At 59.6% G+C, this 1,015-nt stretch carries 1 pseudogene; it reads left to right on the forward strand.

Features of this window, described 5'->3' with window-relative positions:
• Nucleotides 1-273: 273 nt before the first annotated feature.
• Nucleotides 274-1,015: pseudogene (locus EN750_RS36080) on the forward strand (polysaccharide biosynthesis protein); the annotation flags it as partial.

The following is a 1,015-nucleotide window of genomic DNA, read 5'->3' on the forward strand; positions in this document are numbered from 1 at the left end:
CTATTAGCTCTTGATAATGTTTCCTTTGCGACAATCGCCCCAGCATGATCCATGTTCTCCACTGGACGCCTCTTCTCGAAAAAACCTCTAGCTATGCCCTCCGCCCCGCAGTATGCGATACACCACGGCGGGGGCCGGGGATGGCACTTAAGGTGGATTGGTCGCGAAGTATCTTCGTGTTCGCACTTCGCTGGTGTCGATGCCCTTGAGCCTGGAGTCTAGTGCCGTCCAATGAATTCTTACCTCGAATCAGTATTCGGGCTCAGGCCACAGATGCGGCGCGTCTTCATCATGGTCCAGGACGTGGTCATGGTCCTGGTCGCCGTGGCACTCAGCCTCGTGCTTTCGCGGTCGAATCTTTCGTTCGAAGCGCTCTCCAAGGAGGGGCTGGCGACATGGGCGGGCATCGTCGTCATCAGCCATTTGCTGTTCCGCTACAGTGGCCTCTACACCACCGTCTGGCGCTTCGCCTCGACGCCGGACTTTTTCAACATCCTGAAGAGCTGCGCGATCTTGACGTTCACTCTTTACATGGCGTCGCTGCTGCTGCGGTTTTACCGGCCGGTCGCAGGGCTCAACGAGCGTCAGTTCATCGTCTTCTTCCTCGTCTCCTTCACCATCATCTCGGCACCCCGGCTGTTCTACCGCTTCCTGCGTGACGGCGCGAGCTGGGGCATTCTTGGCCGCAAGTCCGATGATACTGAGCCCAAGCGCGCGCTGTTCGTTGGCCGGCTTGGCGAGGCCGACCTGATCATTCGCTTCACGCGCACGGCGCAACCGGCGGACTATTCCATCGCAGGCATCATGGCGACCGAGCGCGGCGCACCGTTGGGCACGCGGATTCAAGGTGTTCCCGTGGTGGCGACCATGCCGCGCCTGATCGATGTCCTGGAAGACTATGCGACCGGCACCAAAAGCCTGGACCTGCTGATTTTCGGCAGCGGCGCCGAGCACGAAATCGAGGACTATTCGGAACTCGTGCGCATTGCCCGGCACGGCGATATAAATGTGGTGC

Origin of the sequence: Mesorhizobium sp. M7A.F.Ca.ET.027.03.2.1, from assembly GCF_003999175.1 — a bacterium.
Classification (GTDB): Bacteria; Pseudomonadota; Alphaproteobacteria; order Rhizobiales; family Rhizobiaceae; genus Mesorhizobium.